Here is a 25,860-nt window from a genome sequence, read left to right as displayed (position 1 = left end):
CCTATGCCAACGTTCAAGTATAAATCAAGAGATCACCAAGGTCAGATTATTGAAGGAAAGTTAGAGGCTAATAATGCTACGCAAGTAGCAGATATCTTGATGGGACGTGGCTTAATACCAATTGATGTAACGCAAGGCGAAGAAGAAGGGCAAGAGTCGATATTTTCTTCTTTATTAGTTCAGAACGTTTCACTTGATGAGTTAGTTATTTTTTCCCGCCAGATGTATAGCTTGATGCAGGCGGGTATCCCGGTAATGAGGGCCATTGCCGGCTTACGTGATAGTGCTAATAATAAAAAAATGGTTGAAGCCCTGACTAAGGTACTACAAGACTTAGAGTCGGGACGAACATTTTCATCAGCACTAGCAAAGCAGCCAAGAGTTTTTACAAAAATAGTTGTGAGTCTTGTGCATGTTGGAGAAAACACTGGGCAATTGGATGAAGCATTTTTGCAGCTTGCTCAGTACTTAGAAAAAGAACAAGAAACCCGTAAACAAATTAAAGCCGCGATGCGTTATCCAACGTTTGTTATCTTTGCCCTTGTTGCGGCGATGGTAGTACTAAATTTATTTGTTATTCCGGTATTTGCTCAGATGTTTAATAAGTTTGGTGTTGAGCTACCTTGGACAACACAAGCGTTATTAGCAACTTCGTCATTTTTTGTTAATTACTGGCCTGTGATGTTAGTTGCATCTTTAGGGGGCTTTGTTTGGTTAAAGTTATGGCTTGCCTCAGAGCAGGGGGAATTAATTTGGGACCAACGAAAATTACGTATTCCAATCGTGGGAAGTATTATAGAACGTGCACTACTGGCACGTTTTGGACGTAGTTTTTCAATGATGATGGGCGCTGGAGTCCCGTTACTACAAGGCCTTAGTTTAGTTGCTGAGGCAGTTGATAATGCTTATATGGCTAAGAAGATCGTTAAGATGGGTAGTGGTATTCGTGGCGGTGAAAGCTTATTACGGGTTTCTGGTAATTCTGAGTTATTTAATCCACTGGTATTACAAATGATCGCTGTTGGTGAAGAAACCGGGCGCTTAGAGCAACTAATGACAAGTATGGCACAGTATTATGAGCGTGAAGTTGATTTTGATTTAAAAAGCTTAACAGCGAAAATCGAACCGATCTTAATTTCCATAGTCGCAGGCATGGTACTTATTTTGGCATTGGGAATATTCACGCCAATGTGGGACATGATGTCGGCAATGAAAAAGTAAATGATGAAAAAGGTAACTATTGAAAGTTTGGGACTTTTTGAATTTTTAGTCGCAATTATTGTGGTATTATTGTTGATTATGTCGACGGTCTCGCTACAACTGGGTCAACAAAATACGATTCATCAGGTTAGCTTTGCGATGAATAAGCAAAACTTTAACCAAAATATATCGCTGATTAAAACACAGTGGCTTATTGAAGGGCGACCGAAGCAGTTGGATTTTACTTTTTATGGTGCCCAACAAGAAGTGCTAAACTCAGCAACTTTTAACATGAGCAAGCAAGGTTGGGCGTCAATTAACCAGAGGCATGAGTCGTTGTTTTGTCGCGAGTTATGGGCGAAGGTAACTAATACTGATGCCTATGATAATAAATCTAAACAGCTAGTTATAAAAAAACAGCAAAAAGAAGATGACATTGTGTGCCAATTTTGTGATGCTGAGAATAGTGAAGAATGTTTCGAGTATTCGATAAATCACGGCGTTCATCTAAAAGGAACTGAATAACAATATGAACATGAGTCAGAAAGAGGCAATAATGAAAAAGCAGCAGGGTTTCTCATTAATCGAATTAATTATTGTGGTGGTGATTCTAAGTTTACTCGCCGTGACTGCGTTGCCGCGTTTTTTAAATGTGACAGAACAAGCGGAAGATGCTGCTGTTGAAGGGGTCGCTGGTGGCTTCGCAGCAGCAGTTGGCCTTGTACGAGCGCAATGGGAAATAGAAGGGCGCCCATCTGGCACCAGCGCTTCAATTACGATGGACTCTACTCAAATTCAAGTGAATGAATTTGGTTTTCCGACATCAAGTGCTTCTGGTACCAACCTTGCCCCTGAATCGATGTCAGCCAGTGCCTGTAAAGCGGTATTTGATGGTGTAATGCAAAGCCCTGTTCGAAGTGTTGTATCTGGGACTGATGCCACAGACGTGCGCTATTATATCGGTGTGCAATCTGGTGGAACAACTGACAGCGGTGTTGATTACTTATTATGTTCATATCACTTGGTTGCCACATTAAAGTTAAACTCGTCAACGGGTTTACCTACAGGCACCGTTGATTTTAGTGTCGGTAATAGCTTTAGTTATAATCCGGCCACCGGACAGATTCAAGTGTATAGTAATAACACTTAGGCTACTTTATTATTTAAATCAATAAATTGGTTTTTAACGGTTGTAAAGCCAACACTTAATCAATTAAGATAGTTATATTAGTTTTTTATATTTATTTTTAAATCTTTTAGAGAGTGCAACATGAGAACATCAATGAAAAAAGCGCAGGGTTTTACCCTCATCGAATTAATTATCGTGATTATCATCTTAGGTATTTTAGCTGTGACTGCTGCACCTAAGTTTATTGATATTCAAAGTGACGCTCAATCAGCAGCCCTAAAAGGCGTTAAAGGCAGTATTGCTGGTGCAATGTCGATAACTTACGGCAAGTCAGCGTTAGAAGGCGAGCAAAAAGAAGCATCTGAAACGACTAGTCACGGTGTAGCGACGGTATATGGTTACCCTTCTGCAGCAAAAGCTGCTATTCAAACTGCAGCTGGCATTTCTGATGCCGATTTTAAATGGCTTGAAACTGCGGCAACGACTTCAGCACCTGCTTCACTGCATATTCATGTATCAGATAAGACTAGTCTAGCTGATATTGAACTTACAGGTTGTTATATTAAATATGTGGCTGCTGAAGATGAAGATACTGCTGCGATTTTAACTTCAGTCGAGACGAGTTGTTAATATTACTTACTGCAAAAAAAGCTCATAAACATATTAATGTTTATGAGCTTTTTTTAGTTTCATATTTGAATAATAATTTTCAATCTAGTTTAAGTATTTCTATTCGCCGCAATATGCGCTAACGACACAAGCGCTTGTTTACTCGGGCTATCTGGAATAGCTGCTAGTGCACTAATCGCTTTATCCGCTTCAACCTGCGCTTGAGCAAGAGTATAATCAAGTGCCCCTGTCTCATCTAACGCCGCTAAAATCGGTTTTAACTGCGCTAAACCATTGCCGTTAACAATAGCGTCTCTAATCATCTCAGCTTGCTCTGTTGAACCGTGAGCCATTGCGTAGATTAATGGTAATGTTGGTTTACCTTCCGCTAAGTCATCTCCGATATTTTTACCAAGCTTTTCAGCGTCTGCTGTGTAATCTAAATGATCATCAACTAACTGGAAGGCAGTACCTAAATGCATACCGTAAAGCTTCATTGCTTCGATCGTATTTTGATCGTTGCCGTTGATCACTGCGGCTAAATGTGTGGCTGCTTCAAACAGTTTGGCTGTTTTACAGTAAATGACTCGCATGTAACTTTCTTCGGTGGTATCAGGATCGTTGACATTGATTAACTGTAATACCTCACCTTCAGCAATGATATTAGTCGCATCGGCTAATACCTTCATTACTGTTAGGTTGTTGATATCCGTCATCATTTGAAATGAACGCGAGTATAAAAAGTCACCCACTAACACACTGGCTTGATTACCAAATAGAGCATTGGCAGTTTCTTTACCACGGCGCATGGTTGATTCATCGACGACATCATCATGAAGTAACGTGGATGTGTGAATAAATTCGATGATCGCTGCGATCGAAATATGATCCTTTCCTTCATAACCTAAAGCACGAGCAGCTAACACCGTTAACAATGGACGCATTCGTTTGCCGCCGCTGTTAATGATATAAAACCCTAATTGATTAATTAAAGCGACGTCGGACGATAGTTGCTGCTGAATAAGCTGATTGACTGAGTCCATATCTGTTTCTGATAAGGCGCTAATCGCTTTAAAATCCATAATTCTCTCAATGACTTAATTTACGGTACATAATATCGTGGTGAATTATTTATCACCGATAATATTTTGACGACTATTTTGCGAGGGATTGTACAATAAAAAACACTTTTTAACATTACTTAAGCTAAGGGATTTGGTCTAACAAGATAGAATTATTATGGACATAAAAATAATCATAGTTTTTTTATACTTTTTTTCAATTAGGGCTTGCTTAAAATATGACAGTTGCGTAGAATCTGCGCCCTATTGAGAAACTAGATTAGGCATAACTTGCAACACAAATAAAGCAACTTATGTCATAGCGGAGATGAACATGTACGCTGTTTTCCAAAGTGGCGGTAAACAACACCGTGTGGCTGAAGGCCAAACGTTGCGCCTGGAAAAAATTGACCTTGAAGCCGGTGCTAGCATCGATTTTGACAAGGTTCTAATGATCGCCGATGGCGAAAACATTAACGTTGGTGCCCCTTATGTTGAAGGTGGTAAAGTAACTGCTGAGATTCTTACTCACGGCCGTGGCGATAAAATTAAAATCGTTAAGTTCCGTCGTCGTAAGCACTCACGTAAATCACAAGGTCATCGTCAGTGGTTCACTGAAGTGAAGATCACTGCAATTAACGCTTAAGAGGTAATCTGAAATGGCACATAAGAAAGCTGCTGGTAGTACCCGTAACGGTCGTGATTCAGAAAGTAAACGTCTTGGCGTTAAACGTTTTGGCGGTGAATCAGTTCTTGCTGGTAACATCCTAGTTCGTCAACGTGGTACTAAATTCCACGCTGGTACTAACGTAGGTATGGGTAAAGACCACACCCTTTTCGCAAAAGTTGAAGGTAAAGTTCAATTTGAGCAAAAAGGTTCATTAAATCGTAAATACATCAGCATCGTTGCTGAGTAATAGATTTAATACGGATTCGAAAACCCCGCACTAGCGGGGTTTTTTTTTATCTCTAAAAGCATTGGCTTGATAAAAAAGGATCTGTTTAAGGATCATTGTTGATCCGGGTACCAACTCCATTAATCAGTAGAATAATTTTTTAATGTAATTGGTATAGTACCGACGTTTTGTACGTTTGGTATCAAGTAATTTATATAATTAAAGCACCTGGTAGCCAAGATTTAAGTGTGACCTTTATCTTCAGATGATTGAGAGTATACTTAGTTAAATAGGTTTGTGCGGAGTAAACCAATGAAATTTGTTGATGAAGCGATCGTTAAAGTTGAAGCGGGCGATGGCGGTTCTGGAACAGTTAGTTTTAGACGTGAAAAGTTTGTCCCTGATGGCGGCCCTGATGGCGGTGATGGTGGTGATGGTGGTGATGTATACATGGTTGCCCACGAAAGCCTTAACACGCTGATAGATTATCGCTATACACGCTTCCATGCGGCAGAGCGTGGCACCAATGGTCAAGGTAAAGACTGTACAGGTAAGCGTGGTAACGACTTAATTCTTAAAGTGCCTGTTGGTACTCGAATTACCGATCAAGAAACTGGAGAAGCTGTCGGTGACTTAACGCGTATTGGTGAAAAGGTAATGGTTGCCAAAGGCGGTTATCATGGCCTAGGTAATGCACGTTTTAAAACAAGTACTAACCGTGCTCCACGACAAAAGACCTTAGGTACGCCGGGTGAAGTGCGCAATCTTAAACTTGAGCTAATGTTATTAGCCGATGTAGGTTTATTAGGCTTCCCTAATGCGGGTAAGTCGACCTTTATCCGCTCTGTATCAGCTGCAAAGCCAAAAGTCGCTGATTACCCATTCACAACGCTAGTTCCTAATTTAGGGGTTGTAAGTGCCGGTATGGATCGTAGCTTTGTTGTTGCCGATATTCCCGGTATTATTGAGGGAGCCTCTGATGGTGCTGGCTTAGGTACACGATTCCTCAAGCATTTAGAGCGCTGTCGTATACTATTACACATTGTTGACTTAATGCCATTTGATGGGTCAGACCCTGCAGAAGGCGCTGCTCAAATCGTTCAAGAGCTAGAGCAACATAAGCCAGAACTGGCCGCTAAAACCCGTTGGTTAGTGTTTAATAAATTAGACTTAGTACCTGAAGAAGAGCGCCAAGAACGTATTGATGATGTGCTTGATGCATTATGTTGGGATGATGAGTATCACTGCATTTCAGCGATTAGTAAGACCGGTACTAAAGAGCTGAGTCATTTATTAATGAACTACATTGAAGAGAATCCTCATGTTGAAGAAAAAGTGGATCACTCTGAAGATGTTGAATTTAAATGGGATGATTATCATAATGAACAGATTAATGGCGCTGCTGTTATTACTGAAGACGATGATGATGACTGGGATGACTGGGACGAAGATGATTACGACGTTGAAGTCGAGTACCGCCCATAATTCATAATGGTAATGATTAAACGGTTGGCTTAGGCCAGCCGTTTTTGTTTGTAAATTGATTAAAATTGAGTTTATGCATGAAAATTTCAATGATCGCAGCAATGGCTGCAAACCGAGTGATTGGAAAAGATAATAAAATGCCGTGGCACTTACCTGAAGAGCTAAGCTACTTTAAGCAGGTTACTATGGGTAAGCCTATTGTCATGGGGCGCAATACTTTTGAGTCAATTGGGCGACCATTACCTGGACGTAAAAATATTGTTTTGTCTTCAAATACCTCATTGAAGATAGATGGCGTTACCGTTGTTAACTCAATCGAACAAGCAATCGCTGCTGGCGATCACTGCGATGAATTAATGATTATTGGCGGAGCACGCTTATACGAACAAATGCTTGAACAGGTTGATAACTTATATTTAACAGATATTGAACTTGATGTTGCTGGAGATGCTTTTTTCCCTGACTACAATATATATCAATGGAAACAAAGTGATAAGTTAAATCACAAATCTAAGTCAGGTGTTAATTTTTCTACTTACACATTACAGCGAGCATAAATTTTTACAAAAAGGTTGACTAAATCATAATTTTTAACGATTATTGCCACTTAGTTTAAACTAAAGTATTACGACTTAGGTTTTGAGACTAAAGTTTTGCTGTAGCTAAGTAGTATGACAGCTGGCATTTTGACTAATTGGATACTCATTATCAATTCTATTAAGTTATTTATGTAAACTTAAATTAATCGAATTGGTAATTAGGATTGCTAGGCGAAATACAGCTGTACACATGTTGTATAGTAGGAAAAGATAATGAAAAAAATTTCAACCCTGACCATCGCGTCTTTACTCGTTGTTGGTGCTTATTCAACACCAGCTCAAGCTTCTGATCAAGTGACTACTGCAATTTGCGGTTATGTTGAGTCTGACCATAAATCACGCTTACGTGATCAATTACGTAGTAATAAAATCAAGCTAAAAAAAGTTTACAACCGTATCTCTTGTGATGGGCAGAGTTTACTGCGTTATGCAATGGTAAAGGATGCTGATAGTGTTGGTAGTTTTATTGCTAAGCGCTTAAGCGCTAAAATGCTTACGACGCCAGAAGCTGATGGAACAACGATTTATGATTGGGCTCAAGCTAATGGTAAAGGGGCTTCAGCAACTGCGGGTGCAATTAAAGATCGTGCCAAGCTTTAACCTTAAAATCACTAAAAATAAGTAAACATTAAGCGCTGTATGGCGCTTTTTTTTTGAGAGGGGTTTACATCAAGTTTCTGAAGTTATTGCTTTTGGAGTAATGCTATACCCACTGAACTAAATGTTTGTCCACTTAGGCCAGTTAAATCAATTCCATTATTAGCTTGGTTACTTTGCACGGACTAAGTGAATGACAGCAGTGTTAGTTACGACTATGCAGAAAACTGTATATATAATTAATTGCTTGTCGTCATTAAGGTCACTACTTAGCGCCTATTTGGAACATGGAATCAATGCACTAATCGGTTTATTCACGTTACAAAATTGCTTACTTGATTAACGGAATTGGGATTAAAATAAATTCAACCTCGTGCGCTTCACCTCAATATCCTGCAGTTAGTTAATCGAACGATTTTTTCAAGCTATCGTCACTGAAATGTGATGACTCTAAATTAGTCAAGATTTCTTCCCATCACACTTAAAGGAAAAGCTGTTTAACTTCGGGATTCTCCATGCAGTAGCTTTATTGCCTACTAAGTTGTTGCTTGTTTTTAATCATAACTAAGGAACCTATCTATAGATAATGGAAGAATGTTAAATCCTATCTATACTTATCTCATAGACATAGTTCCTTGTTAGTTATGAGTAGAGGAGAGTCTAGGCGTGGCCCTTTCACATTTATAACTGAATCATTCAATGAATGGAGTCGATGAATGCGCGAACCGCTCAAGCGATTTTTTTATTACTGTTGCAAGTATTGTGGCTTATTTATCTTGTCACGTTTGTTGATGAAGAAGAAGTTGAGAATCTTGTGCTATCACGGCTTTAGCTTGCAAGATGAAGAGCTGTTTGTTCCGGGGTTGTTTATTCGATTAGCGGAATTTGAACGCCGATTAGAGTATTTAAAGCAGCATAATTATCAAGTGATAACTTTAGACCAAGCCTATTGTGATTATAAACAACAAAGTTTCCCCGACGATGCCGTCGTATTAACTATCGATGATGGCTTTTACAGTGTTTATAAGCTCGCTGCACCGCTGTTACATCAATACAATTATCCTGCAACGCTTTACCTTACCTCTTATTATTTTGATCGGCTGGAGCCTATTTTTACCTTAACCGTTGACTATATGTTCTGGAAAACGCAATGCAAGCAGGTGTCCTTAGACGAATTGCATATCGTATCTCTACCAACTGAAAAAGTACCGTTAACCGATGATAATAAACTTAAGTTGAGAGAACAGTTAAAACAACATGGACAAAGCCTTCCCGATGCTGAGTGCCGAGAATTATTGTTACAGCGCTTAGGTGAGTGTTTAAACGTTGATTATGGGCAGCTAAAAAGTAGCCGTATCTTGGGGCTGATTAATCAGCAGGAATTAAAGCAGCTCATTGCATTAGGAGTTGATATTCAGTTGCATACTCATCGCCATGAACTGCCTGTTGATAGTGAGCTTGCTCGTGATGCTCTCGTTAGAAATAAACAAAAGGTTAATCCGTTATTAGCCACGCCTATGGTGCATTTTTGTTACCCTAGTGGTGATTGGAAACCCGCACATTGGCCTATCTTACAACAGCAACAAGTACTTACGGCAACAACATGTACCCCTCGATTAGTTGACTATGATACGCCACATTATAGCTTAGATCGGATCCTAGATAGCTCACGAGTCAGTCAAATCGAGTTTGAAGCCGAAGTATGCGGCTTTAACCAGCTCATTAGGCAGCTTAGAGGGCAGGGGTGATGCAAAAGGTACAGTTATTAGCTGGAGAGCAGGCACTCAGTAAACTTAACTGTAAAGTGTTTCAGCAGCAATGGTTTGAGCTCTACCAAGCATGTCGATGGGCAACGCCTTTTCAATCAGTGGAGTTTATCTTGTGTTGGTTTGAACATTATAACCACGCTTATCTTCCATTGGTTGTTCTAGAAGAAAATGAACAAGGCGTGCAAAACCTCTGGCTGTTAGCACAAGACCAATCAACTTCGATGATTGTCCATGCAGGCGCTCATCAAGCTGAATATCAGTGTTGGCTATCATGTAATGATCGTTTTGACTCATTTCTAAAGCGAGGACTAGTGCTGCTTAAAGGGCAGACATATTTCCCCGAACTTACACTAAAATTTTTACCGCCAATACTTAGCCATATCATTGCAACAACCGATCAATTAACAGCGCGTCATATCATGCGTAATGAGCAACAACCTTTAATACGTTTTGACGCCAAGCAGGCCCCATGGGCTTCGTTACGTAAAAAAAGTAATAAAAGTAAGCTGTCTCGCTTACGAAAACTAGGAGATGTCAGTATCGAGTTAGTCTCCGAGGGAGCAAGTGGCTTTGACGATGATCTACAACGTATAGCGACCTGCTATGACTTACGCCAAGGGGCGGTTAATCATTGCTTACCCTTTAGGCAGGACAGTCATAAATTGGCCTTTACACATGCGCTAATAAGCCACCATCAGGATGTGAAAATATTAAAAATGACACTCAATAATACTATTATTGCTGCTGTGGTTGGTGTGATCAACCAAGGCGAATTCAGTGTTGCTGTTTTTAGTTATGATCCGACTTACTCTCGGCATTCGCCAGGAAAGTTACTGATGTTGATGGGGGCTCAATTACTTGCTGAACGTCAACTCAAAGCGATCGATTTAACCCCCGGGGGGACTTGGAAAGCTCGTTATGCTAACGCCTATGCAAACGTGAGTGTGTTGCGCCTTTTTATTGAGCCAATTGCATACTATCGAGCTTGTTTGAGTGAGCTATTATTAACAAGCTGCAAGCGTTTATTACGGCATTGCGACATGACTCCTCAACAAGCGCGTGATAAAGCTCAATGCTTACGTCAACGGTTGGGACTGCAGACACAGCCAGTAAGTATTGTAGAGGCTTATGATAATTATCAGATTAACATTTGCAGCTTGTTAGCTGTCGAGGTGAGTTTCGTTATCAGGGAAAACCAATTAGTCGACTTTGTGGAGTTTAGTTGTCAGTTGAGCATGGAGCAGCAGAGTCACTTTCTAAGCCATTGCTTAGCAAGGCTTGAAGCGGGTGCGACGGGCTATAGTGTTAAAGAGTTGGGCGTAGTAAAGAGTTGCGGCTGGGTAGTTCCCCCTTCTAAGCATAGAGAGGCCGCTGAAGATCATCCTGCGAACAGTGAGAATTTTTGTTTACTCGCGGATATTTATTGTGCTGAAAGTCTCGCTGAAAATGAGCGCCAATCTTATCTCATCGGGATAGTACAACGGGAGGTTATTAGACGTGAAAAATCGGGACAGTTGACTCTATTGGTTAGTGATGAATACTTGAAAAGCAAACAATTCCACCATTCAGCATTTTCCTATGTTGATAGTGCTAGCACTGAGTTATCTCAACTGCTTAGCCACAATTAATAGGAGCGTTACCAGTGAACGTTAATGACTATAAATCTTTACATGATTTGCCTGAGTCGGCTCACTTACTAATGCGGCGGCAAGCAGCTAACAATCTTTATTTAAGTGAGTTATGGTTTAGCACAATGATGAATGCGGGATTAGAAGCGGATGCTCAAGTGTCTATCTATGTGGTGGAAAATGATCAGCAGCAATGCCTTGCACTAGCGTTCTTACGAACCCCTGCTGGACAAAATGGTTCTAAGTTTGCCCATTGGGTGCTCAGTCGCCACTCTCTTGCAGGTTTAACTAATTTTCAATCCAGTTTTTTCTCTGTTTTGGTTGATGATGAAGATAGTGATAGCCAAACGGCGTTAGTCAAACTAATTGGCTACTTAGTAAAGTCAAAACCGCGATGGCATTTAATTGATCTTAATCTAATGGCCCCGCAAACGATGGCTTATAAGGTGATTCATCAAACGTTAAATCAAAGTAACTTTTACTGTCAGCCTTACCTTTACAAGGGGAACTGGTATGAACGTTTTGCTTTTGCCGACTTTGAGCAATACGTCAGTAGTCGGAGCAAATCAAATAAAAAAGCGATAAAAAACTATCAGCGAAAGTGTCGAAAACTACAACGCCAGCAGCGTATGACGATTAAACTATTTTCTCAAGCTGATGAAGCCGAATTAGCTGTAGGGATTTATCTGGAGATTTACCAACAGAGTTGGAAGGAGCCGGATTTATTTGAGCAATTCTACCCACAACTAATACGGAGGGCGGCAGCGCAGGGACGTTTACGATTTTTATGTATTTATCTTGATGGAAACCCCGTGGCCTTTGAATTTGCAATTGTCACAGGCACGCAGTGTGTGATGATGCGCACCGCTTATATACAAGCCTACCAACATGACTCTGTAGGTGCTATTGCCATTATGTTGATGGTTGAGCATGTGATTGAGCAAGATGGTGTCACTGAACTCGATTTTGGTACAGATGATGATCGATATAAGCAAACTTGGGTGACTCAACGGCGCGAACGTTATGGCTTGGTCAGTTTTAATCGAGCGACGGGGTTGGGTCGTTTTTATCATTTGATTGACATGATTAACCGTATCAAGGCAACAGCGAAGGATAGGATTAAGGCTGTTATCAAACAGGAACAACAGTCGTGAGCTCACTCGCTCGTATCAAACAAGCGGCTAGGCAAACTTACCAACAATTGTGGTACTTCAATATTCCAATTGTTACACCTCAGATAATAGCTGTTTACCCTCATGATCCGCGAGCATTTACTCAAGGTCTTGTCTTTGAACAAGGGTGCTTATATGAAAGCACCGGATTAATTGGTGAGTCTACGGTGCGGCGTCTATCTTTTGAACATGCAATACCTGAGCTATCCCACCCACTTGAAGACCATTGGGGTGAAGGTATTGCCTGTAATCGTGAGCAACTTATTCAATTAACATGGCAATCACAAATAGCAATGGTCTACCGCCTGACAGATTTACAGCCGATTACAGAGCTACCTTACCAAGGTGAAGGCTGGGGTCTAGCGAGCATTGATGATGGCTTTGTCATGACGGATGGCAGTGAGCGTTTACAGTTCTTGAATCATCATTTTGAAGTCGTTAGTGACGTTCGAGTTATGATCAAAGGTAAACCATTACGCTGGCTAAACGATCTAATCTTCGCTAATGGCTCCTTGTATATTAATCGGCTCAGCGATCATTTTATTTATCAAGTCAGTCCATTATCTGGTCAAGTAGAACGTATCATTGACTGCAGTTACATAGTCGCTATTGAACAGCCTAGCGGTAACGAAGATGTTTTAAATGGTATTGCTTTTAACCAACAACAACAGCAATTCATCATTACAGGTAAGCGCTGGTCACAATTATTTGTGGTGACTTTTTAGCACTCCCCACCTTTAGTTAAACTTTACAAAGCTAGCTAATTAATTTTGTTATCAAATGTAATCCATTGAAACTAATCTATTTCTATGCACTCTTAATTATTAGATAATGAAAAAATAATCTTAGCTTTTTTTGAAGTTGAAGAAGAAGCTCGAACTAGAGACGCGATTGTCAGAAAGAGGAGAACATAATGTCGATTAAAAAATTAATGGTGATTGCGGTAAGTTGTAGTTGGTTAATATTTGGTACATACGCGCAAGCGACTACTGCAAACAAGGTTGATGTGAGTGCTGTGAAAGTGCAGTGGAAAAATGTTGATAAGTTTCGTGATATTGATGCGGCTAGTGGAATTCAAAAGCGCTTTGAAAAACGAGTTATGAATAACTTAGATGAGTATCTCAAGCAAGAACTATCTAAATACCTTAAGCGCGGTCAACAAGCGTCAGTCACTGTCTATAACCTCGACTTAGCAGGTGATGTACGTCCGGTGATTGGGCAGGGAGGGAATATTCGAATCATCCAAGATATTTATCCGCCAATGATTGATATTGAGTATGTAATAAAGGGTCCTAAAGATCAGGTTGTTGCGAAACAGCGTAAACGCGTTAGAGACATTGGCTTTAATATGAATGCGAAACTTGCAGGCTCTACTGAAGCGTTAGCCTATGAAAAGCGTATGTTAAAGCGTTGGTTACGTGAATCACTGGCCGGTAAATAGTCATGATAAAAAGAGGAGGCATTAGTTTGTCCTCCTAAAAGGATCTTTTTGCCGCTATAGGATCGTTGCGGATATTTGACCATTGCTTCTGATTATTAATATATATAATTATCATGAAGATACTATAAGTCTAACTTTTGGCATTGATATTGCTTTATATTTAATGATTATAAATTCATTAAGTATTGCCAGTGTTTATAACAGCTTTCTGGCACTAGTAATAAGGAATAACGTTATGTTTAAAAGTGAAATGGCAACGAATGCGCACGCAAGTGCAGAAACAAACCGTCTTGTTCTAAATAGCTTAGGTTTAGATTACCAAGAAGAAGTGCAGTATATGGTAATTAAAAGTGAGTTTTCTGGTGAAGAAATTTACTGTGCGCTAGCTGGTGGCGAGATCGTAGAAAACGATATCAACTTAACACCTGTTGGTACTGGTGCTTATGAAGCTCTATGCTCTATTCCTGGCGACGAAGTGCAATTATATGCCTTGAGCGATGATGACGAGATCATGGCGCAACAAATTCCTGGTATTTTAGAGCAGCAAAAAACCGGTAGCCGTTTATGCTTTATCAGCAGTAATTTAGTTGAACGTCAGCAACAAATTATGAAAGCATTTTCGATGCGTAAAGGGCAAAAACTTGCGGCATAATGCCGCAAGCTAACCAATAAATAACGAATTATTGTGAGAATAAGTCCCTTATTGTGAGAATAAGTCCCTTATTGAGAGAATAAGTCCCTTATTTCTTTGGTTTGCTTTTTAAATTGCTTTTAAACACTTGGAGCAGCTGCAATTGTATTTCAATTTTTGCAACTAGCGGCTGCACTAGTGTCGGGACATCATCACTTTCTGCTTGTTGCAAAGCAACTAAGTCATTACCTAACTCTTCTGCATAAGGGGTAAAACGGTTAGCTTTTGTTTTAAAACCTTGCTGCTCATCAAAAATGGCACTAAATTTGGCCATATCCTGTTGGCGTAACTCATCAATTGCTTTATCTGCGTCGATTGACTGACGATAGATTAGGCGAATATTTTCCGTTAAAGCGGCAAAAAGTGGGCTATGTGACATGCGACTCTCTAAATATTTGGTTAATTAAATTTTAAGACTATTATAGATCAGGCATGAGCCCAAGATCGATAGGGGTTTTGTGCGCTTCTCCACCTATTTCACGAACTAACTTCGGTACTAGAAAACCTGGTAGTTGCTGATAGAGTTGGTGCATCAGCTTTATTGCTGCTTGTTCGTCCGTATCAAAGTGACTCGCTCCCGTTACCTTATCTAATAAATGAAGGTAGTAAGGCATAATCCCAGCATCAAATAATGACTCACTTAAATTAACTTGAGCAGTTAAATTATCATTAATCTTGTGTAGTAAAACGGCTTGATTAAGCAGCGTAACATGATGGCTCTTAAGCCTATTTGCTATATCTTTAATATCGAGATCAATTTCGTTGGCATGGTTGATATGCATTACCATTACCACATTAAATCGTGTTTGCTTAAACAGTGATAACAATTCATTTGTGATACGAGATGGAATAACGATGGGTAAGCGTGTATGAATGCGAATGCGCGTTACATGCTTTATCGGTTCTAAATGATTAAAAAGCTCAGTGATATGTTGATCATTGGCCATCAGAGGATCTCCACCTGAAAGGATCACTTCATTAATCTGTGGTCGTTGCTCGATATAGTCAACAATTTCAACGATACGTGCTTTACTTAAGCTATTGTCTTGATATGGAAAATGTCGACGAAAACAATAGCGACAATTAATTGCACAAGCGGTGCGTAGCATTAATAGCACACGATTATCGTACTTGTGCAATAAACCAGGAAGTGGTGGCTGTTGCTCTTTTAACGGGTCGTCACTAAAACCTTGCTGCTCGAAAAATTCTTCGCGCGCGGTCATCACTTGTTTTAATAAGGGATCATCAGCATTGCCACGTTCCATGCGGTGGACAAATGGTACAGGCACTCGCAACGGAAATAACTTACGCGCAGCAAAAGAGTCACTATACTTTTCTTTATCGATGTTTAAGTAATCGAGCAGTTTTATAGGATCATTGAATGCCTGAGCAAGTTCTTTTTGCCAAGATATTTGATGTGGGATTATATTTTGAGTGACTATCTGCGGCATTTATTTTTAGATTGGCGATTAATCAGGTAGAATCGACTAATAGAATTTGTAATGAGTGAGACTATAGCAATTTATCGCTATGGCTGTAAGGCTAGAACACACTTTTACAATGATTTAATTTTAAAATATAGATAGAGCCTGTGGCTCTGATAATAAAACGAGGAAGTCATGGCTACAGTTAGCACGAATGAATTTAAGAATGGTTTAAAATTAATGTTTGATGGTGAGCCAAGTAACATCATTGAAAATGAAACGGTTAAACCGGGTAAAGGTCAAGCATTTAACCGCGTAAAAATTCGTAAATTGATTTCTGGTAAAGTGCTAGAAAAGACGATTAAGTCAGGTGAAACTTTTGAAGTTGCTGATGTTATGGAATGTGATTTAGCTTATTTATATGCTGATGGTGAGTTTTGGCATTTCATGAACAACGATACCTTTGAGCAAATTGCCGCAGAAGAAGCGGCTGTTGCTGATGCTGTTAAGTGGCTAGTAGAGCAAGATGTTTGTATTATCACTTTATGGAACGGCAACCCAATTACGGTAACGCCACCAAACTTTGTTGAATTAGAAGTCACTGAAACCGATCCTGGTCTAAAAGGTGATACTGCTGGTACGGGCGGTAAACCTGCGACGCTTTCAACAGGTGCTGTTGTTCGTGTTCCACTATTTATTCAAATTGGTGAAGTCATTAAAGTTGATACGCGCACAGGTGAATACGTTTCTCGCGTAAGCAAGTAATTGACCAATATACTTTAACCTGTAGGTGAAATTAAACACTGTTAAAATCCGTTATCTTTGATAGCGGATTTTTGTTTTCTAGGAGTAAATTAATGAGCTGGCAACCCAGTGCGTCTATCGAAGCATTACGACAAAGAGCAAAGGTATTAGCAAAGATTAGGCAATTCTTCGTACAAAGGGACGTGCTCGAGGTCGATACGCCAGCGATGTCACAAGCGACAGTGACTGATGTGCACCTACACACCTTTGATACAACCTTTGTTGGCCCCGGGTTTGCGAATGGGCAAAAGCTTTATCTTCAAACATCGCCAGAATTCCATATGAAACGCTTACTTTGCGCTGGCAGTGGTGCGATATATCAAATCAATAAGTCGTTTAGAAACGAAGAGTCAGGCCGTTATCACAATCCTGAGTTTACGATGCTTGAATGGTATCAGCCGGACTATGATCATTTGGCACTTATTGATGAGGTTGATCAGCTATTACAATCTATTTTAGAAACAGTGCCTTGTGAAGTTATGTCCTATCAGCAGGTTTTTTTGCAGTACCTTAACGTCGACCCGCTAACTGCTGATATAGAACAATTACGCGCGCTGGCTTTAGCTCATGATTTAGGTGACTTTGTTGCAACAGAACAAGATAAAGATACTTTACTGCAAGTATTGTTTTGTTTCGTGATTGAGCCGAAGATTGGCTTAACGCGTCCAATGGCGATTTACCATTTCCCTGCATCACAAGCTGCACTAGCGCGACTTGAGCCAAAAGACTTACGTGTTGCCCGTCGTTTCGAATTTTATTATCGAGGTATTGAGTTAGCTAATGGTTTTCATGAACTCCAAGATCCGACAGAGCAATTAGCCCGATTTGAGGCCGATAACTTACAGCGTCAACAGCAAGGTTTAATAGAACAGCCTATTGATCATCACTTAATTAACGCACTTAGTGCTGGATTACCGGATTGTGCTGGTGTGGCCTTAGGGGTTGATCGACTTGTGATGCTTGCATTGAATAAAGCTCACATCAATGAAGTGCTCAGCTTTGATGTGACGAGATGCTAAGGGTATTGTTGATAGTGTAATGCTCAGAGCAAGTAAGTCGTTTTAGGTAGAAGAAAAAGCGACTTACTTTGCTGCTAATTATCTATTATGGGAAAGTGCTTTTGTGCTTAGATGTCATCCCATTCGTCACTGAGCTCCCTTCTTAATTCGCGTTCTGCTTCTAGTTCATCAATTCGTTGGCGTACTTCACGCCGTTTTGCATTGCGAGTGGCTTTTTTTTTCTCAGTTGATGCATCATTGTCTAAATTTAGGAATGGTTCAAGATCCTCACCGTCGTAGTTCAAATTACTCATCTCACCCTCTCTTCTTAGCCGCAGCCAAGCGTTGTTATATATCAACCCATGTTAATCTGATGATATTTTTTTATCATGATTGAAAATTTAGATTGCTATCATCACTTAGTATAGACAATAAAATTGTGAAAAATATCCTTGAAAGTGGCCTGTGGCGTACTTTTGTGCTGAAAAGTGAGAATTTTAGACAAAAAAAACCGAGCTTAATAAAGCTCGGTACAAGGAAAGTAATGATAGAGAGATAACTAACTTACATATAGTTAGTCATTACTAATCATCAATAGTTCAATCAAAGATCGAAAAAAGATCTTTTTTATTTTTACCTTACTAATGTGCTTGCTGCCAGTTGTCACCAGCGCCAGCTTCAGCAATGAGTGGAACATCAAGATCGGCTGCTTGAGCCATAATTTCTTGAACATCTAAACAGAATTGTTCAACACAATCTTCTTTAACTTCAAAGACCAATTCATCGTGAACTTGCATGATCATTTTAGCTAAATCATCGGGCTGTTCGTTAAGCCATTGGCTCACTTTGAGCATTGCCTTTTTAATGATGTCAGCAGCAGTACCTTGCATTGGCGCATTAATCGCTGCACGTTCAGCCGCTTTGCGTCGAGCACCGTTACGTGCATTGATATCAGCTAAATAAAGGCGACGACCATCTAGCGTTTCAACGTAACCCTTATCGGCTGCAACAGCACGGGTATCTTCCATGTATTGTAAAACACCCGGATATTTGTCGAAATAGCTATCAATATATTGCTGAGCCAGACCTCGAGGAATATCTAGTTGTTTAGCTAGTCCAAACGCTGACATGCCGTAGATTAAGCCGAAGTTGACTGCTTTAGCGCTGCGACGCTGATCAACGGTGACTTCCTCAAATGGCGTATTAAACACTTCAGATGCGGTTGCTTTGTGAATGTCCAAGTTATTGGCAAAAGCAGTTAATAGGCCGCTATCTTGTGATAGATGAGCCATAATGCGCAGCTCAATTTGACTATAATCGATAGCTACTATTTTGTAGCCCGCAGGAGCGACAAATGCTTGACGAATACGTTTACCTTCGTCGGTTCTAATAGGAATATTCTGTAGATTTGGATCGGTTGATGATAAACGCCCCGTTGCGGTCACAGCTTGGTGGTAACTGGTATGAACGCGGCCCGTGTCTTTGTTTATCATTAAAGGTAGCTTATCTGTGTAAGTTGTTTTTAGCTTAGTCAGGCTACGGTATTCTAAGATGATCTGTGGCAGTTCATAATCATTAGCCAGTTCGTGTAACACTTCTTCGTTGGTTGAAGGGGCGCCTTTGGGGGTTTTCTTCAGCACAGGCAGAGCCATCTTTTCATCACTAAATAAGATGTCTTGTAATTGTTTGGTTGAACCAAGATTAAACTCTTCACCAGCAACTGACCAAGCCTGTTGTTGTAACTCTTCAATACGCTTAGCAAGTTGAGCGCTTTGCTCAAAAAGTTGAGTATCATCGATCAATACACCAGTGCGTTCGATGTCTGATAGTACAGGCAGTAATGGCATTTCAATGTCGTTAAATAACGGTAATAAGCTGCCTTCGTCCTCAAGTTTCGCCATTAAGTTATCATGTAGGCGTAGTGTCACATCAGCGTCTTCAGCCGCGTAAGGCGCCGCTTGAGCAATCTTTATTTGGTTAAATGTAAGCTGTTTGGCACCTTTGCCAGCAATGTCTTCAAAATGGATAGTCTTATGGCCTAAATATTTAAGCGCTAGTGCATCCATATTGTGTTTAACCGCTGTTGAATTTAAAACATAAGACTCCAACATGGTGTCATGGCTAATACCATTGAGGGTAATATCGTAATTAGCCAGTACATTACGGTCATACTTCAAGTTTTGACCCACTTTAAGCTGCGAAGCATCTTCTAATAACGGTGTTAACTTCTCAAGAGCTAATGATAGCGCGATTTGTTTTGGCGCTTCTTCATAATCATGGGCTAATGGTAAGTAAGCTGCTTGGTACTCATCATCACCGTCACTATTTTGCTCTTTAATCGCAAATGACATACCGACGATTTCAGCCTCCATATAGTTAAGGCTGGTGGTTTCTAGGTCAAAGGCAAATAGAGAAGCATTTTCTAACTTTCTAACCCACTGAATCAGCTGACCTAGTGTATAAATAACCGGGTAATCTTTGGTGTTAATACCTGATGATGGGGCTGTCGTTTCGCTATTGCCCGATTCTGAACTTGCTTTAACTTCAAGTGGATTACCACCATCAAGTGCTTCAGATAGCCATCGCTTAAACTCTAATTGGCCAAACAACTCAATTAATTGATCTTGGTTTGCTGGAGCCATAGTGAAATCGCTATAGCTTTCCTCCAACTCGACATCGAGCTTAATGGTTGCGAGTTGATAAGATAATCTTGCCATTTCTTCATGTTCAAGCATCCGCTTGCCAATGCTTTTTGCTCCACGGAAACTAAGTGTGGCTAGTTTATCAATGTTTTGGTAAATCTCATTGATACTGCCTATGCCTTGGAGCATACCTAATGCAGTCTTTTCACCAACTTTAGGTACGCCAGGGATGTTATCTGAGCTATCGCCCATTAAGCCAAGAAAATCGATTATAAGCTCTGGCGGCACCCCAAATTTTTCAATAACGCCTTCGCGATCGAGCACTGTATTGGTCATGGTATTAATTAAGGTGACATTGTCATCAACTAATTGCGCCATATCCTTGTCACCCGTACTAATGAGGGTGTGGATGCCTTGCTTACTTGCCTGTGTTGCTAGAGTGCCTATGACATCATCAGCTTCAACGCCTGGAACCGAAATAAGCGGAATGCCCATTGCTTTGATTAACTTATGCAGAGGTTCGATTTGTCCGCGTAAGTCATCCGGCATCGGCGGTCGATTTGCCTTATATTCACTGTACATATCATTACGGAATGTTGGGCCTTTAGCATCAAACACAACAACCATATTGCTTGGTTGATATTGATTAATCAGGCTGCGAAGCATATTGATCACACCATAAACAGCACCTGTTGCTTCACCTTTTGAGTTGGTTAAGTGTGGCGGCGCGTAAAATGCGCGAAATAAGTAAGATGAACCATCTACTAGAACGAAAGGATTTTCTTTTATTGTAGCCATATTGATTGTGTCATTGTGTTAGTTGAGGCTAAAGCAAGCCAATTTATACGCATGCTAGCACGAGGGATTTAACCTTGTCAGTTAACTCTGTAGTAACTTTCGGGATTTTAGTAAGGAAAATGGTTAACTTGGTGGTTAAAATGATAAAATTTCTGTGGATAACTCTGTGTAGCAAATGAGTAATTGATTTAAATCAAGATCACTTAAGCTACGACTTGACTTCGTAAGTGATTGTTTTTAATTGTTTATTATGGAAGTGATTGAAATTCATCCATATGACTCAGTTTTGTGGATAATCAAATAAGCTGGCATGAGCTTTGCCGAGGTACTTTACAATGAGACATTGTAAAAATATGCTTATTTTTTAGTCTTTATTCACCTTTACTAAAGGCATCTTTCAGACCGGAGCGTTAATTTACCAGATTGGATTATTTTTACCAGTTTTAATTATGATTATTTTCTTTTAATCATGAACAATATATCGCAAACTAGCATTACTTAACAAAAATGGGTAAAGGAATAATGAAAAATATTGCGGTTATCTTATCTGGCTCAGGGGTGTTCGATGGTGCTGAGTTACATGAAAGTGTTTTAACTTTACTTGCTTTAGCAAAAGCTGGGGTGAGTTATCAGTGTTTTGCTCCCAATATTAATCAATTACATGTAGTGAATCACTTAACAGGTGAAGTGAGCGAAGGAGAGCAGCGTAATGTCTTGGTCGAAGCTGCCCGAATTGCTCGTGGTGACATTCAGGATCTTGCACAGTTGGACGCTAAAAACTTCTCGGCTTTAGTGGTTCCTGGCGGCTTTGGTGCTGCCAAAAACTTATCAGATTTTGCTGTTAATGGAAGCGGTTGTGCCGTTGAAGCAAATGTCTTAGTCGCCGCAAAGCAATTTGCAGATTTAAAAAAACCTGCTGCTTATCTTTGTATTGCACCTGCACTATTACCGCAAATCTATGGTGCGGATATTGAATTTACTATCGGTAATGATAAAGAAACAGCCGATGCTATTATGCAAATGGGTGGCAAGCATATTAATTGTGCTGTTGATAGTTTTGTTTATGACCAACATCATCGAGTATTAACGACACCTGCGTATATGCTAGGACAAAATATAGCGGAAATCGCGGTGGGAATTGAGGCAACCATTAATGAGTTAGTGGGGCTGTGTGAATAAGCGGTGCATTAATCTATCTTCCTGACGGTGTTTCTTCAGGGCCTTGTTTGAGGTGAGTATAGTTAACCGAATTGACACTATAAAAAAAGCGGCCGCACAAGGCGGCCGTAAAATAGCAATGTGAGCAATAGTCGTGTATTCAGTCCGTTAAAGCATTGTTGCTGCAAGCGTTTAATTATTATTGTTGCTAATAATAATTGCCTGTTTGTAACATCAATTCTTTTACGAGCTAAACAAGAACAAATCTATGTAAGCCTTTGTTCAAACAATGAGTATTAATAAAATAGCAAATTATTAAGTCATACATTGTCAGGAGATACGTTCCGTAAAACGTGTGGTAATAATAATCATTCTCATTAGTGTTTGTCAATCCTTATTTCAATTATTTTCAATTTATTTTATCTGAGGTCGAAATGGACTCTGAACTTAAGCGCCAGTTAATTGCACAAAGCTGGCAAATGCATCAGCTTGTGGAGCAGGCTTATCTCGATGTTTCAGCAAAACAAGGTGATGAACTGTGGCAAGAAAAGCAACGAGTACTTTTGGCTGACATGGCGCTTCACCTATTACAAACTGCATTAGACCCAAATGAAATAGCTCTAGATAAGTTACGAAACAACCTATATTCAATCATGACAATATCTGATCAGTTCATCCCTAGTGCTCAACTCGGGAGTGCAAAAGAGGCAATTTATAAATAATCCTGCCATATCATTAACGTTATTACGCTTGCATTGTTAAACACTTGTTATTCATTAAGTCTCCACTTAAAGTAGTGGTCGATTTAATCATAATGAATGGATGACAAATGAAAAATTATAAAAAAGCATTTGCCTTGAGTGCATTAGCGCTGGCAATTGCTGGTTGTAATCTCACTAACTCGTTACCTGAACCTGCTCCCGCCGCTCAGGGAGCGGTGACCCTTGATATAGAAAAGTTTACTCTGGATAACGGTCTTGAAGTGGTACTACATCAAGATAAATCCGACCCTGTGGTTGCTGTCGCGATTCAATACCATGTTGGATCGAATCGTGAAAAGCTCGGGCGTACCGGCTTTGCTCACTTTTTCGAACATATGCTATTCCAAAATTCTGAACATGTAGGTGCTGGACAGTTTATTAAAAATATTGGAGCAATGGGCGGCAGCTTAAATGGCGGTACATGGCAAGACGGTACTATTTATTATGAAGTTGTTCCTAATGATGGCTTAGAAAAAGTATTATGGATGGAGTCTGACCGTATGGGCTACTTCATTAACACCGTGACTCAAGCGGGGCTTGAGAATGAAAAACAAGTGGTAAAAAACGAAAAGCGTCAAAGTGTGGATAATCGACCTTACGGGCATGCTTATGGGGTGACTCTTGAAGCGTTATACCCTGAAGGGCACCCGTATAGCTGGTCTGTTATCGGGAGTTTAGAAGACTTGCAAAACGCTACTTTACAAGATGTTCGTGATTTTTATCAGCAATGGTATGGCGTTAATAATGCGACATTAGTGCTAGCCGGTGATTTCGATAAGGCGCAAGCAAAAGCGTGGATTGAAAAGTATTTTTCAGAGTTTAAACCACGCGGTAATGTGACGCCATTACCGCCAATGCCTGTGACTTTGACCGAGAACAAATCGCTTTATCATGAAGATAACTTTGCTAAGTTGCCACAGTTAACGATGACGTTGCCAACGGTTGATCATAATCACCCAGATAAATACGCTCTTGAAATGTTAGCCAAGGTGCTCAGTGATGGTAAAGATAGTGTGTTATATCAGTCAGTGGTTGAAGAGGATAAAATTGCTCCAGGGGCTAATGCCTATGTTAGCCACGGTGAGCTAGCGGGTACATTTAGTTTTAGCGTGCGAACCTTTGATGGCGTTGATTTAGATCGAGCTAAAGTGAGTCTTGATAAAGCGTTTGCTAAGTTTGTTAAAGCGGGTGCGAGTGAAGCACAAATCGCTCGAATATTAACGGCTAAAGAAACAGACTTTTATAATGGCTTAACGAGTGTCTTTTCTAAAGCATCATCGTTAGCGACTGCAAACGAGTTTCATGGCGATCCAAGCTATATCACTAAACAAATTGCTAAATATCAGCAAGTAACAGCCGCTGATATTTCTCGTGTGTTTAAAGAATATATTTTAAATAAAAACTATGTAGCAACAAGCTTTGTTCCCAAAGGTCAGTTAGATTTAGCACTAGAAGGGGCTGTTAAAGCCAATGTTGTTGAAGAAAAGATCGTGCAGGGGGCAGAGAAAACGCTAGCGCAACAAACGTCGTCAGCACCACTAACTCCTGTCGCTCAGCCTAAGCCATCATTTGATCGTTCTATTGTACCTAGTTATGGTGAAACACCTGTCGTTACTTTACCTAAGGTATGGCAAAGTGAGTTGGATAACGGTGTGAACGTGCTCGGTATCGCGCATAATGAACTCCCTCTAGTGTCGTTTTCTATTCGCATCAAGGGGGGGCATTCACTCGATAGTACTGGTAAGCATGGTACGGCTAACTTGTTGACTGATATCATGATGGAAGGTACACGTAATAAAACCCCACAACAGTTAGAAGACCGATTGGGTGAGTTGGGGGCTGAGTTAAATTTTTATGTTCATGATGAGTACATTTCTTTGCAAGGCAATGTGTTAAGTAAGAACTACGGTGAAGCTATTGCTTTGGCACAAGAAATTATCTTGGAACCACGTTGGGATGAATCCGAATGGGCACGCGTTAAGCAAAAAACCTTAGCAAGTATTCAACAAGCTGATGCTAACCCAGGGGCAATTGCCGCGAATGTTTATGGTAAGTTACTTTATGGGAATAGTAACTTTGGTACGCCAGAAGTGGGAACAGCTGCTGAAGTTGAAGCAATTACCTTGGAGGATGTTAAAGCATTTTATCAGCACAATGTGAGTGCTCAGGTGACAAGTGTTCATGTCGCGGGCAAGGTGACTCAGCAACAGGTGGCAGCAAGCTTAACGCCACTGGCAACGCAATTATCTACCCAAGCTGTGAATATAGTATCAGCCAAAGAGCGTCCAACGCTGTCTCAGGCACAGCTTTATTTTGTTGATGTACCGGGCGCTAAGCAATCATTCATCCGTATTGGCAGCCGTGCCATGACTGCCGATTCTGTAGATTACTACCCTGCGGTTGCTGTTAACCATAATTTAGGTGGTAGCTTCTCTGGTCAGTTATTCCAAATCTTAAGGTTGGAGAAGGGCTATACCTACGGCGCTTATTCTGGTTTTAGTCGTAGTAATGTTGGTGGTGCGTTTACTGCTAGCTCAAGTGTACGTTCGAATGTAACGCTTGAATCGTTACAAACGTTTCGTGAAATTTTAACAAAGTATGGGCAAGAGTTTGATCAAGAGGCTTTAGCAAGTACTCAATCAATTTTGGCTAAGCAAGATGCTCGTGCGTTTGAAACGACAGGTAGTCTGATGGGGGTGTTAGAAAACGTCACTACCTTTGGTTTAGCGAACGATTATGTAGCAGCCCAACAGCAAACGTTGCGAGATTTAACTTTGGAGCAAGCGCAACAAATCATTAATACGTACATGAACCCTGATGAAATGATTTATTTAGTGGTGGGTGATGCGAAAACTCAGTTGCCACGAATGAAGGAATTAGGGCTAGGTGAGCCGATTGTTTTAGATAAACGTGGCAACCCAGTTAAGTAGGCAACTGTATTAGAACCATAAAAAATGCCATTCATATTTGAATGGCATTTTCTTTCGAGTCATTATAA

Annotated in this window: 25 protein-coding genes; 20 read left to right on the top strand and 5 right to left on the bottom strand. The window is 40.3% G+C overall.

Annotated elements, in window-relative coordinates:
• Positions 1 to 3 precede the first annotated feature (3 nt).
• The 4 genes from Q8W26_RS06830 to Q8W26_RS06815 all read left to right on the top strand — a co-directional run bounded on the left by Q8W26_RS06830 (position 4) and on the right by Q8W26_RS06815 (position 2,959).
• Positions 4 to 1,221 (top strand): type II secretion system F family protein, encoded by a 1,218-nt coding sequence (locus Q8W26_RS06830; RefSeq protein ID WP_101214434.1) that lies wholly within the window; start codon positions 4 to 6, stop codon positions 1,219 to 1,221.
• Positions 1,222 to 1,725, top strand: coding sequence for a hypothetical protein (locus Q8W26_RS06825; protein WP_101214433.1), 504 nt, complete (start codon positions 1,222 to 1,224; stop codon positions 1,723 to 1,725). It begins immediately after the preceding gene.
• Positions 1,726 to 1,756: 31 nt separating this feature from the next.
• A complete protein-coding gene (locus Q8W26_RS06820) occupies positions 1,757 to 2,350 on the top strand; it encodes a type II secretion system protein (protein WP_305472857.1) in 594 nt (197 codons plus the stop codon).
• Between the two features lie 120 nt (positions 2,351 to 2,470).
• Positions 2,471 to 2,959 carry a prepilin-type N-terminal cleavage/methylation domain-containing protein gene (locus Q8W26_RS06815; protein ID WP_101214432.1) on the top strand — a complete coding sequence of 163 codons (489 nt, stop codon included), beginning with the start codon at positions 2,471 to 2,473 and terminating at the stop codon, positions 2,957 to 2,959.
• 89 nt (positions 2,960 to 3,048) lie between these two features.
• Here the strand turns inward: Q8W26_RS06815 and ispB are convergent, their stop codons facing one another.
• Positions 3,049 to 4,020 (bottom strand): octaprenyl diphosphate synthase, encoded by a 972-nt coding sequence (gene ispB, locus Q8W26_RS06810; protein WP_101214431.1) that lies wholly within the window; start codon positions 4,018 to 4,020, stop codon positions 3,049 to 3,051.
• A gap of 313 nt (positions 4,021 to 4,333) precedes the next feature.
• Between ispB and rplU the strand changes: the two genes are divergently transcribed.
• The 11 genes from rplU (at position 4,334) to Q8W26_RS06755 (ending at position 14,238) form a co-directional block, all read left to right on the top strand.
• The gene (gene rplU, locus Q8W26_RS06805; RefSeq protein ID WP_101214430.1) at positions 4,334 to 4,645 is read left to right on the top strand and encodes a 50S ribosomal protein L21; all 312 of its coding nucleotides are present in this window, start codon (positions 4,334 to 4,336) and stop codon (positions 4,643 to 4,645) included.
• Between the two features lie 13 nt (positions 4,646 to 4,658).
• Complete coding sequence (gene rpmA, locus Q8W26_RS06800) at positions 4,659 to 4,916, top strand: 50S ribosomal protein L27 (RefSeq protein WP_101214429.1); 258 nt, start codon at positions 4,659 to 4,661, stop codon at positions 4,914 to 4,916.
• A 291-nt stretch (positions 4,917 to 5,207) separates the two neighbouring features.
• Entirely contained in the window at positions 5,208 to 6,380 is a 1,173-nt protein-coding gene (gene cgtA / locus Q8W26_RS06795) for an Obg family GTPase CgtA (protein ID WP_101214428.1), read from the top strand.
• Positions 6,381 to 6,457: 77 nt separating this feature from the next.
• The gene (gene folA, locus Q8W26_RS06790) at positions 6,458 to 6,937 is read left to right on the top strand and encodes a type 3 dihydrofolate reductase (protein ID WP_101214427.1); all 480 of its coding nucleotides are present in this window, start codon (positions 6,458 to 6,460) and stop codon (positions 6,935 to 6,937) included.
• Positions 6,938 to 7,192: 255 nt separating this feature from the next.
• Positions 7,193 to 7,579, top strand: a complete 387-nt coding sequence (locus Q8W26_RS06785; protein WP_101214426.1) for a DUF3718 domain-containing protein — start codon at positions 7,193 to 7,195, stop codon at positions 7,577 to 7,579.
• Positions 7,580 to 8,292: 713 nt separating this feature from the next.
• Positions 8,293 to 9,324: a polysaccharide deacetylase family protein gene (locus Q8W26_RS06780; RefSeq protein ID WP_101214425.1), complete on the top strand. Its 1,032-nt coding sequence runs from the start codon at positions 8,293 to 8,295 to the stop codon at positions 9,322 to 9,324.
• Positions 9,324 to 10,973 carry a GNAT family N-acetyltransferase gene (locus Q8W26_RS06775; RefSeq protein ID WP_101214424.1) on the top strand — a complete coding sequence of 550 codons (1,650 nt, stop codon included), beginning with the start codon at positions 9,324 to 9,326 and terminating at the stop codon, positions 10,971 to 10,973. The genes Q8W26_RS06780 and Q8W26_RS06775 overlap by 1 nt, the downstream gene beginning before the upstream one ends.
• A 14-nt stretch (positions 10,974 to 10,987) precedes the next feature.
• Entirely contained in the window at positions 10,988 to 12,127 is a 1,140-nt protein-coding gene (locus Q8W26_RS06770) for a GNAT family N-acetyltransferase (protein ID WP_101214423.1), read from the top strand.
• Positions 12,124 to 12,870 (top strand): glutaminyl-peptide cyclotransferase, encoded by a 747-nt coding sequence (locus Q8W26_RS06765; protein WP_101214422.1) that lies wholly within the window; start codon positions 12,124 to 12,126, stop codon positions 12,868 to 12,870. Before Q8W26_RS06770 ends, Q8W26_RS06765 begins: the two co-directional genes overlap by 4 nt.
• A 188-nt stretch (positions 12,871 to 13,058) precedes the next feature.
• Entirely contained in the window at positions 13,059 to 13,586 is a 528-nt protein-coding gene (locus Q8W26_RS06760) for a DUF3016 domain-containing protein (protein ID WP_101214421.1), read from the top strand.
• 235 nt (positions 13,587 to 13,821) lie between these two features.
• Entirely contained in the window at positions 13,822 to 14,238 is a 417-nt protein-coding gene (locus Q8W26_RS06755; RefSeq protein ID WP_101214420.1) for a hypothetical protein, read from the top strand.
• An 88-nt stretch (positions 14,239 to 14,326) separates the two neighbouring features.
• On the opposite strand, the gene priC is transcribed toward Q8W26_RS06755, so the two are convergent.
• Entirely contained in the window at positions 14,327 to 14,656 is a 330-nt protein-coding gene (gene priC / locus Q8W26_RS06750; RefSeq protein ID WP_101214419.1) for a primosomal replication protein PriC, read from the bottom strand.
• A 40-nt stretch (positions 14,657 to 14,696) separates the two neighbouring features.
• Entirely contained in the window at positions 14,697 to 15,728 is a 1,032-nt protein-coding gene (gene epmB, locus Q8W26_RS06745; protein WP_101214418.1) for an EF-P beta-lysylation protein EpmB, read from the bottom strand.
• Positions 15,729 to 15,896: 168 nt separating this feature from the next.
• Here epmB and efp point away from each other — a divergent pair, with 168 nt between their 5' ends.
• Positions 15,897 to 16,466, top strand: coding sequence for an elongation factor P (efp, locus tag Q8W26_RS06740; protein WP_101214417.1), 570 nt, complete (start codon positions 15,897 to 15,899; stop codon positions 16,464 to 16,466).
• A gap of 92 nt (positions 16,467 to 16,558) precedes the next feature.
• Positions 16,559 to 17,524, top strand: a complete 966-nt coding sequence (epmA, locus tag Q8W26_RS06735) for an elongation factor P--(R)-beta-lysine ligase (RefSeq protein ID WP_101214416.1) — start codon at positions 16,559 to 16,561, stop codon at positions 17,522 to 17,524.
• A 107-nt stretch (positions 17,525 to 17,631) separates the two neighbouring features.
• Here the strand turns inward: epmA and Q8W26_RS06730 are convergent, their stop codons facing one another.
• Both Q8W26_RS06730 and polA read right to left on the bottom strand, forming a co-directional pair.
• Positions 17,632 to 17,817, bottom strand: a complete 186-nt coding sequence (locus Q8W26_RS06730; RefSeq protein ID WP_101214415.1) for a PA3496 family putative envelope integrity protein — start codon at positions 17,815 to 17,817, stop codon at positions 17,632 to 17,634.
• Between the two features lie 327 nt (positions 17,818 to 18,144).
• A complete protein-coding gene (gene polA, locus Q8W26_RS06725) occupies positions 18,145 to 20,943 on the bottom strand; it encodes a DNA polymerase I (RefSeq protein WP_101214414.1) in 2,799 nt (932 codons plus the stop codon).
• Between the two features lie 522 nt (positions 20,944 to 21,465).
• On the opposite strand from polA, the gene elbB reads away from it, so the two are divergent.
• The 3 genes from elbB (at position 21,466) to Q8W26_RS06710 (ending at position 25,792) form a co-directional block, all read left to right on the top strand.
• Positions 21,466 to 22,122 (top strand): isoprenoid biosynthesis glyoxalase ElbB, encoded by a 657-nt coding sequence (gene elbB, locus Q8W26_RS06720; RefSeq protein WP_101214413.1) that lies wholly within the window; start codon positions 21,466 to 21,468, stop codon positions 22,120 to 22,122.
• A 413-nt stretch (positions 22,123 to 22,535) separates the two neighbouring features.
• Positions 22,536 to 22,823 (top strand): hypothetical protein, encoded by a 288-nt coding sequence (locus Q8W26_RS06715; RefSeq protein ID WP_101214412.1) that lies wholly within the window; start codon positions 22,536 to 22,538, stop codon positions 22,821 to 22,823.
• 107 nt (positions 22,824 to 22,930) lie between these two features.
• Positions 22,931 to 25,792, top strand: a complete 2,862-nt coding sequence (locus Q8W26_RS06710; RefSeq protein WP_101214411.1) for a pitrilysin family protein — start codon at positions 22,931 to 22,933, stop codon at positions 25,790 to 25,792.
• Positions 25,793 to 25,860 lie beyond the last annotated feature (68 nt).

The sequence above is a fragment of the Psychrobium sp. 1_MG-2023 genome (assembly GCF_030689115.1).
In the GTDB taxonomy this organism is placed as follows: Bacteria; Pseudomonadota; Gammaproteobacteria; order Enterobacterales; family Psychrobiaceae; genus Psychrobium.
Note: the sequence above shows the minus strand (reverse complement) of the source record. Positions and strands in the feature narration are given on the sequence as shown.

Coding starts and splice junctions, on each gene's coding strand:
- Q8W26_RS06710 (WP_101214411.1), top strand. CDS start 22,931: ATGAAAAATTATAAAAAAGCATTTGCCTTGAGTGCATTAGCGCTGGCA.
- rplU (WP_101214430.1), top strand. CDS start 4,334: ATGTACGCTGTTTTCCAAAGTGGCGGTAAACAACACCGTGTGGCTGAA.
- Q8W26_RS06760 (WP_101214421.1), top strand. CDS start 13,059: ATGTCGATTAAAAAATTAATGGTGATTGCGGTAAGTTGTAGTTGGTTA.
- ispB (WP_101214431.1), bottom strand. CDS start 4,020: ATGGATTTTAAAGCGATTAGCGCCTTATCAGAAACAGATATGGACTCA.
- Q8W26_RS06815 (WP_101214432.1), top strand. CDS start 2,471: ATGAGAACATCAATGAAAAAAGCGCAGGGTTTTACCCTCATCGAATTA.
- elbB (WP_101214413.1), top strand. CDS start 21,466: ATGAAAAATATTGCGGTTATCTTATCTGGCTCAGGGGTGTTCGATGGT.
- Q8W26_RS06825 (WP_101214433.1), top strand. CDS start 1,222: ATGATGAAAAAGGTAACTATTGAAAGTTTGGGACTTTTTGAATTTTTA.
- Q8W26_RS06715 (WP_101214412.1), top strand. CDS start 22,536: ATGGACTCTGAACTTAAGCGCCAGTTAATTGCACAAAGCTGGCAAATG.
- Q8W26_RS06785 (WP_101214426.1), top strand. CDS start 7,193: ATGAAAAAAATTTCAACCCTGACCATCGCGTCTTTACTCGTTGTTGGT.
- Q8W26_RS06775 (WP_101214424.1), top strand. CDS start 9,324: ATGCAAAAGGTACAGTTATTAGCTGGAGAGCAGGCACTCAGTAAACTT.
- Q8W26_RS06755 (WP_101214420.1), top strand. CDS start 13,822: ATGTTTAAAAGTGAAATGGCAACGAATGCGCACGCAAGTGCAGAAACA.
- Q8W26_RS06830 (WP_101214434.1), top strand. CDS start 4: ATGCCAACGTTCAAGTATAAATCAAGAGATCACCAAGGTCAGATTATT.
- cgtA (WP_101214428.1), top strand. CDS start 5,208: ATGAAATTTGTTGATGAAGCGATCGTTAAAGTTGAAGCGGGCGATGGC.
- Q8W26_RS06820 (WP_305472857.1), top strand. CDS start 1,757: ATGAAAAAGCAGCAGGGTTTCTCATTAATCGAATTAATTATTGTGGTG.
- epmA (WP_101214416.1), top strand. CDS start 16,559: ATGAGCTGGCAACCCAGTGCGTCTATCGAAGCATTACGACAAAGAGCA.
- Q8W26_RS06730 (WP_101214415.1), bottom strand. CDS start 17,817: ATGAGTAATTTGAACTACGACGGTGAGGATCTTGAACCATTCCTAAAT.
- folA (WP_101214427.1), top strand. CDS start 6,458: ATGAAAATTTCAATGATCGCAGCAATGGCTGCAAACCGAGTGATTGGA.
- priC (WP_101214419.1), bottom strand. CDS start 14,656: ATGTCACATAGCCCACTTTTTGCCGCTTTAACGGAAAATATTCGCCTA.
- rpmA (WP_101214429.1), top strand. CDS start 4,659: ATGGCACATAAGAAAGCTGCTGGTAGTACCCGTAACGGTCGTGATTCA.
- epmB (WP_101214418.1), bottom strand. CDS start 15,728: ATGCCGCAGATAGTCACTCAAAATATAATCCCACATCAAATATCTTGG.
- Q8W26_RS06780 (WP_101214425.1), top strand. CDS start 8,293: ATGCGCGAACCGCTCAAGCGATTTTTTTATTACTGTTGCAAGTATTGT.
- efp (WP_101214417.1), top strand. CDS start 15,897: ATGGCTACAGTTAGCACGAATGAATTTAAGAATGGTTTAAAATTAATG.
- polA (WP_101214414.1), bottom strand. CDS start 20,943: ATGGCTACAATAAAAGAAAATCCTTTCGTTCTAGTAGATGGTTCATCT.